The sequence below is a fragment of the Streptomyces sp. NPDC057654 genome (genome assembly GCF_042800135.1).
In the GTDB taxonomy this organism is placed as follows: domain Bacteria; phylum Actinomycetota; class Actinomycetes; order Streptomycetales; family Streptomycetaceae; genus Streptomyces.
Window position 1 is genome coordinate 1 of record NZ_JBHVHQ010000632.1, and the last position, 5,036, is coordinate 5,036.

Here is a 5,036-nt window from a genome sequence, read left to right on the forward strand (position 1 = left end):
CGTCCAGCCCCAGCACGGCGAACAGCCAGCCCCATCCGTGCTGCCAGATCAGGGCCAGCAGCCGCGCCGGGCCGGGCCGGGACGCCCCGTCGTCCTCGGCGGCCGTCTGGGTGCCGAGCTTCTGCCACAGCTGGAGTTCGATGAGCCAGGCGGCCAGCGCCGGCACGGCGGCCAGGACGGGGCGGGCCCACCAACTGGCCGCGTGTACGGCGTTCATGGCGCCGGAGAAGGCCACCAGCATCCAGGCGGTGCGGTGCATCAGCCGCAGCTCCCGCGTCCAGCCACGGGCCGGATCGGCAGTGCGGTACAGCATGACCAACAGCACCATCTCCGCTGCGTCGAACACCCCGATGAACGCCCCCGCCAGCAGCGGCGGCAGACGCACCGTGTCGGTGGCGAACCCCCACAGCCCGTGGACGCTCACCGCGACACCCCCCAGCGCCACGAAAGCCTGCGGACCGATACCCGCCAGCCACACCGACTTGCGCAGCACCCGCACACCCAACACCGCGACCAGCACCGCCAGAACGGATACGGCCAGCGGCACCGCCCACACCAGGAAAGACGGATGCGAGGGCAGGAACCGGAACAGGTCCGCGATCATGTGTTCTCACCCCCCACCGGACCGGCGAGGGGCACGGAGTTGACGCTCCACTCGACCTCGGAGACCGGGCGGTCATCGGCCGGTCCCCACCGGATCTCTGTCCCTACGGGGGCGATGCCCTCCGCATGCCCGTACGCGTCCTCGTGCGTCGCGTGCAGGCTGTGCAGTTCCCCGTAGTGCCGCAGCAGCGACAGGTGCGCCGGACGGCGCGCCTTGGCGGCTTCGGCCGCCTGCTGCTCCAGCTCGGTCACCCGGTCACGCAGCCGCTGAACCACGGTGCGGGGGTGATGGTCCGGGCAGGGCTCCGACTCCACCGGCTGACGGCAGTCCGCGCAGCACTCCCCGCCCGGCGGGAGCTCCGCATCCCAGTAGGTACGCGACTCCTCGTAGTACCTGTACATCCAGCGGCTGCGGTCCGCGGCCAACCGGTCGGCCTCCACTTCCAGGGACTCGATCCGGTCGGCCTGCGCCGCGTTCACCGCCGCCGCATCCTTGAGCAGGCTCTGGGCGGCGGCAACCCGCTGCCGGACCTCGTTGGCCTCACCGATAGCCGCACCGGCCGCCTGCTCAGCAGCCACACGGCCCGCGGCAAGCCGTTCGACGGTGCGGGCCTGCTCGGCGATGTGCCGCTCAGCGCGCTCACGGACCTCCCGGACCTCGTCACGGGCCCGGTCCAGATCCTCGCGGAGCGCGGCGAGCCTGCCGCCTGTGATGAGGCGAATCACCGCGCACCCCCCGCGGCAGCAGCCGAGGCGGGGGCCGCCTGCTCATCGTCGGGCCATGTCAGGCGGCAGTGCCATACCCGCACCTGTACCTCAGCCATGCGGATCTCGGCGTTCCAGTGCTCGTACACCCGGGTGTCATCGGCGTCCTTGGTGTAGACGGCGCGGCCATCCAGGCGGGCCGCCCACGCCCGCACCCCCTCCGGATGCGGTACTTCGATGTGGACTTCCGCAGCCTGGTGGAAGCGGTAGAGCCTCACGTCGGCCACGGGCAGACCGGAGTGCGCGGTCAGCAGGTCACGGGCCACCTGCCCGGCGTCCCGTACGGCCGCCTCGTCGGCGGCGATGGCATCCAGGATCGGCGTCTCGCTCATCGGGCACCCCCAGGGGTCCAGTCACTGCGGTCGGGAATGAGCTCGGGCCGGTCGGTGGCGCAGTGCACGTACAGGGCGTCGTTCTCGTCCAATTCGTGCTGCAACACGACGGGGGGCGTGCCGCCCTCAGCCGCCGGAGCAGTCGGCGTCGGGGTTGCCATCACCGGTCACCCCCGCCCTGCTCTGCGGTGTCGGCCAGGCCGTGCAGCTGCGTGGCCATGGCGGCCAGGGCGTCATTGATGTGCTCCTCGATCTCGTCCACCGGGTCGGGGATCGAGGCGGACAGCATGTTCGCGGCCTCGCGCAGACCGGCCGCCCGCCCGTTGTGCTGCTCGGCTTCGGCGGCCGACAGCCGCGTACGCAGCGCGCCGGCGGCGGTGCGGGCGGACGTCTTGAAGGCGTCGTGCTGGCGGCGCAGCCACTCGACTTCGGCGAGCAGGTCGGCCAGGGCCGCGTCCATGGTCAGGACCGTCCGGTGCTCGGAGTCGCTCAGCGCGCGGATGGCGGCCTCACGCTCCGGGGACAGGGGCTCAGGCATCACCGTCACCGCCCTCGGACTCATCGAGGAGGAGGGATTCGCCGTCGGTGACGCGGCGGACGGTACGCACGTCGTGCGCCATCGCGGCCAGGTCGAGCCGCATCCGGTCACCGCCGGTATCCGTCAGGAACACGAACCGCTGGTCGGCGCAGTAGACGTCATGCGCGGAGAGACGCTCGACGTGCCCGGAGACCCAGGTCACCTCGTACAGCTCAAGGGCCGGCGGCTCGAAGTCGCCCGGCATCGGCAAGGGCTCTGGAATGATGGAAGACACGGTTACTCCCTTGGGGAAGTTGGGTGTGATCGAGGCCCCCGCGCGGCCTGCGATGCCGTTGCGGGGGCCGTTTGCCGTCAGGCGGCTACCGGGTGCGGGAACTCCTGCACATCGGCCATGGCGATGAAGCGGACCGGTGCCGACGGATCGTCGGCGTCCTGCTCGAACCACTGCCACTCCTCGCCGCAGACCAGCTCGAAACCGAGGCCGGCGAGTGCCTGCCGGCGCTGCGCGAGCGTCGGGACCGGGGCGCCGGTATCCCACTCCCGTTCGGGCCACTGGGACGCCGGGACGGACGGCACGATGACGTACAGGCACCACTGCCCGTCGATGGCGGACATCTGAGCGCGGATCCGGACGTCCATCACGTCACCTCCAACGCCGTCCCCGGCCGCCCTTCACGGCGGCCGTTGACGGTCGGATGGGTGGGCTGGTCACCGTGGGCGATGACCCAGCCCCCGCCGCCCTCCTTCGCCGTGTACATCGCTTCGTCCGCGCGGCGCATCAGCAGCGACGGGTCAGCGGCCGTCGGGCTGCTGAGCTTCGCGCCGATCGACGCGCCGACCATCAGCACGGCACCCTCGAAGCCGACGGGGTGGCGCAACCACTGATCCAGGCCCGTCAGTTCGCCGGGCAGGGACTCGGGTGCGGGGATGGCCGCGGCGAATTCGTCCGCGTGCCCGCCGAGGCGGGCCGCGATGCCGTCCGCGCCGCCGGCCCACTGCGCCAGCCGCACGCCCGTCTCACGGATCACCGCATCCCCCGCGGCATGCCCGAACTCGTCATTGACCGGCTTGAGGCCGTTCAGGTCGATGACCAGTACGGCCGTGGGGGACTTGCGGACCATGCGCCGCACCCGCAGCTCGAACGCGGCGCGGGCCGGCAGGCCCGTCAGCGGATCCAGACGGGCCCGGCGCCACCGGTCCCGCATCCACAGGGCGTGCACCGACCAGGCGGCGGCCAGCGGCGCAGCCACCTCGGCATGGGCGAGCAGGGCGCTCACGCCCCCACCTCCCCCTCAACGTCGGTGTCGAGGCGGTTGGCCAGCTCCCGCCGGGCCGCCAGCACCTGCCGGCGGGCCCGGCGCAGCCGCCGCGCATCCAGCTCCGTCGGGGCACGGTCCAGCACGCTGATCTGCGCGTCCAACAGCTCGACCTCGGCATCGAGGAGCGGCGTCTCCACCTCGATCGCATCCAGGTCGGCGTCCGACGGCTCCCGGCCGCCCTTGGCCGGCGACACGACGGGGCGACGCCGACGGCGCGCGTCTTCTAGGGTCTTCATGGGTCGTTGGTCCTTCCACAGGGGTGCGGCCCGAAGCGGCCCCGGAGGTGCAACTCCGGGGCCGCGCCGCGTGGAAACTTCGGTCAGCGGTGCAGGCGGTTCCTGACAGCCAGAACGGCGCAGCAGGACACGAGCGTCAGCAGCAGGCCCCCACAGCCGTCGCTGTGGAGCCGGGCGTGCTCCTCACACTGCGAACAGGGATCGTTGGCGGGGCCAACGCCCCACTGATTGCGGCTGTGGAGCTTCGCGTGCTCCTCGCACGGGGAACAACGGTCACTCATCGGCGGTCCTTCCAGAGGAGAGCGGCGCGAGCAGCGGCCCGGAGGTGCAACCCCGGGCCGCGCGCCGCTCGTACGGACAGGCGGTTCAGTCGTTGAAGCAGGCGAAAGCGTCGGTGACGTCGGCGCCCGCGAAGTCGCGGACCGCGATGTCCCACGCCTCACCCCGGCCGGCGGCCCGCGCGAGAACCGCGCCGACCTTCTCCACCGCCGCGGCCCGCAAACCGGCCTTCGCGACGGGGCCGCTGTCGAGGGTGTAGGCCAGCGTGTACCGCGGCTCAGGCCGGACACCGCCGGAGAGGTACGTACTCATGGGAACTCCCTCAAGGTCAGAGACTGTTGATGTACTCCGCGGCGGCGGCCAGGAACGCCGCATCGGCCTCCCGCGCTTCGTCACCGCGCTTGTCGATGTCGGCCTGCGTCGTGGATTCGTCCACGTCGCCGAGGGCATAGGACCGGTCGACCAGGCGGTCCGCGTGCCACAGCACGGCGGGATCGGTGATCCGCAGCCGCAGCCGGTCCCGCGCGTCGTTGACCACGTCGCGGGAGTCCCAGCTCCGCCACCGCTCGGCTTCCCGCTCCGCGGCCGGCCGCTCCCGCAACTCCCACCGGCGGTAGAGCTTTCCGCGGTGCCGGTGCAGGGCCCCGGCCAGGGCCTCAACCGCCTCCCGACGCTCCTCACGCACCCGCTCAGCGCGGGCCGCCCGGGCCGTACGGGCAGCGGAGGCGTACTGCATGCCACCGCCGGCCAGCGCACCGGCCAGCACACTCAGCGCCCCGGCGACCGTGTCGGCGTTCACCGGCCGCTCCCGCCGCTCGACTGCCGGTTGACCTCGGCGAGCTTGCGGGACAGTTCCTCGTGCTCCTTCTCCGTCATACTCGTGACCACAGGGTGTCTCCTTAGCGGACTCCTGTACTGACGGCCCCCGGGTGCATCCGGGGGCCGTCGCCGTCGGCTGCGCGTC

Annotated in this window: 9 protein-coding genes and 1 pseudogene; all 10 read right to left on the bottom strand. The window is 72.2% G+C overall.

What is annotated here, in order from left to right; all coding sequences use genetic code 11:
• Positions 1 to 604 (bottom strand): annotated as a pseudogene (locus ACFU99_RS32365) (hypothetical protein); the annotation flags it as partial.
• Complete coding sequence (locus ACFU99_RS32370; RefSeq protein WP_384398817.1) at positions 601 to 1,329, bottom strand: hypothetical protein; 729 nt, start codon at positions 1,327 to 1,329, stop codon at positions 601 to 603. The gene ACFU99_RS32370 and the pseudogene ACFU99_RS32365, both read right to left, overlap by 4 nt.
• Positions 1,326 to 1,700 carry a hypothetical protein gene (locus tag ACFU99_RS32375; RefSeq protein ID WP_384398819.1) on the bottom strand — a complete coding sequence of 125 codons (375 nt, stop codon included), beginning with the start codon at positions 1,698 to 1,700 and terminating at the stop codon, positions 1,326 to 1,328. The genes ACFU99_RS32370 and ACFU99_RS32375 overlap by 4 nt, the downstream gene beginning before the upstream one ends.
• A gap of 160 nt (positions 1,701 to 1,860) precedes the next feature.
• A complete protein-coding gene (locus ACFU99_RS32380) occupies positions 1,861 to 2,238 on the bottom strand; it encodes a hypothetical protein (protein WP_384398821.1) in 378 nt (125 codons plus the stop codon).
• Positions 2,231 to 2,512 carry a hypothetical protein gene (locus ACFU99_RS32385; protein ID WP_384398823.1) on the bottom strand — a complete coding sequence of 94 codons (282 nt, stop codon included), beginning with the start codon at positions 2,510 to 2,512 and terminating at the stop codon, positions 2,231 to 2,233. Before ACFU99_RS32385 ends, ACFU99_RS32380 begins: the two co-directional genes overlap by 8 nt.
• Positions 2,513 to 2,589: 77 nt before the next feature.
• On the bottom strand, positions 2,590 to 2,877 hold the full coding sequence (locus ACFU99_RS32390) for a DUF6303 family protein (protein ID WP_384398825.1): 288 nt from the start codon (positions 2,875 to 2,877) through the stop codon (positions 2,590 to 2,592).
• Entirely contained in the window at positions 2,877 to 3,515 is a 639-nt protein-coding gene (locus ACFU99_RS32395) for a GGDEF domain-containing protein (protein WP_384398827.1), read from the bottom strand. The genes ACFU99_RS32390 and ACFU99_RS32395 overlap by 1 nt, the downstream gene beginning before the upstream one ends.
• Positions 3,512 to 3,793 carry a DUF6284 family protein gene (locus tag ACFU99_RS32400; protein WP_384398829.1) on the bottom strand — a complete coding sequence of 94 codons (282 nt, stop codon included), beginning with the start codon at positions 3,791 to 3,793 and terminating at the stop codon, positions 3,512 to 3,514. The genes ACFU99_RS32395 and ACFU99_RS32400 overlap by 4 nt, the downstream gene beginning before the upstream one ends.
• 366 nt (positions 3,794 to 4,159) lie before the next feature.
• Positions 4,160 to 4,384, bottom strand: coding sequence for a hypothetical protein (locus ACFU99_RS32405; RefSeq protein ID WP_384398831.1), 225 nt, complete (start codon positions 4,382 to 4,384; stop codon positions 4,160 to 4,162).
• A gap of 16 nt (positions 4,385 to 4,400) precedes the next feature.
• A complete protein-coding gene (locus ACFU99_RS32410; protein ID WP_384398833.1) occupies positions 4,401 to 4,871 on the bottom strand; it encodes a hypothetical protein in 471 nt (156 codons plus the stop codon).
• Between the last annotated feature and the right edge of the window lie 165 nt (positions 4,872 to 5,036).

Coding starts and splice junctions, on each gene's coding strand:
- ACFU99_RS32375 (WP_384398819.1), bottom strand. CDS start 1,700: ATGAGCGAGACGCCGATCCTGGATGCCATCGCCGCCGACGAGGCGGCC.
- ACFU99_RS32400 (WP_384398829.1), bottom strand. CDS start 3,793: ATGAAGACCCTAGAAGACGCGCGCCGTCGGCGTCGCCCCGTCGTGTCG.
- ACFU99_RS32405 (WP_384398831.1), bottom strand. CDS start 4,384: ATGAGTACGTACCTCTCCGGCGGTGTCCGGCCTGAGCCGCGGTACACG.
- ACFU99_RS32380 (WP_384398821.1), bottom strand. CDS start 2,238: ATGCCTGAGCCCCTGTCCCCGGAGCGTGAGGCCGCCATCCGCGCGCTG.
- ACFU99_RS32390 (WP_384398825.1), bottom strand. CDS start 2,877: ATGGACGTCCGGATCCGCGCTCAGATGTCCGCCATCGACGGGCAGTGG.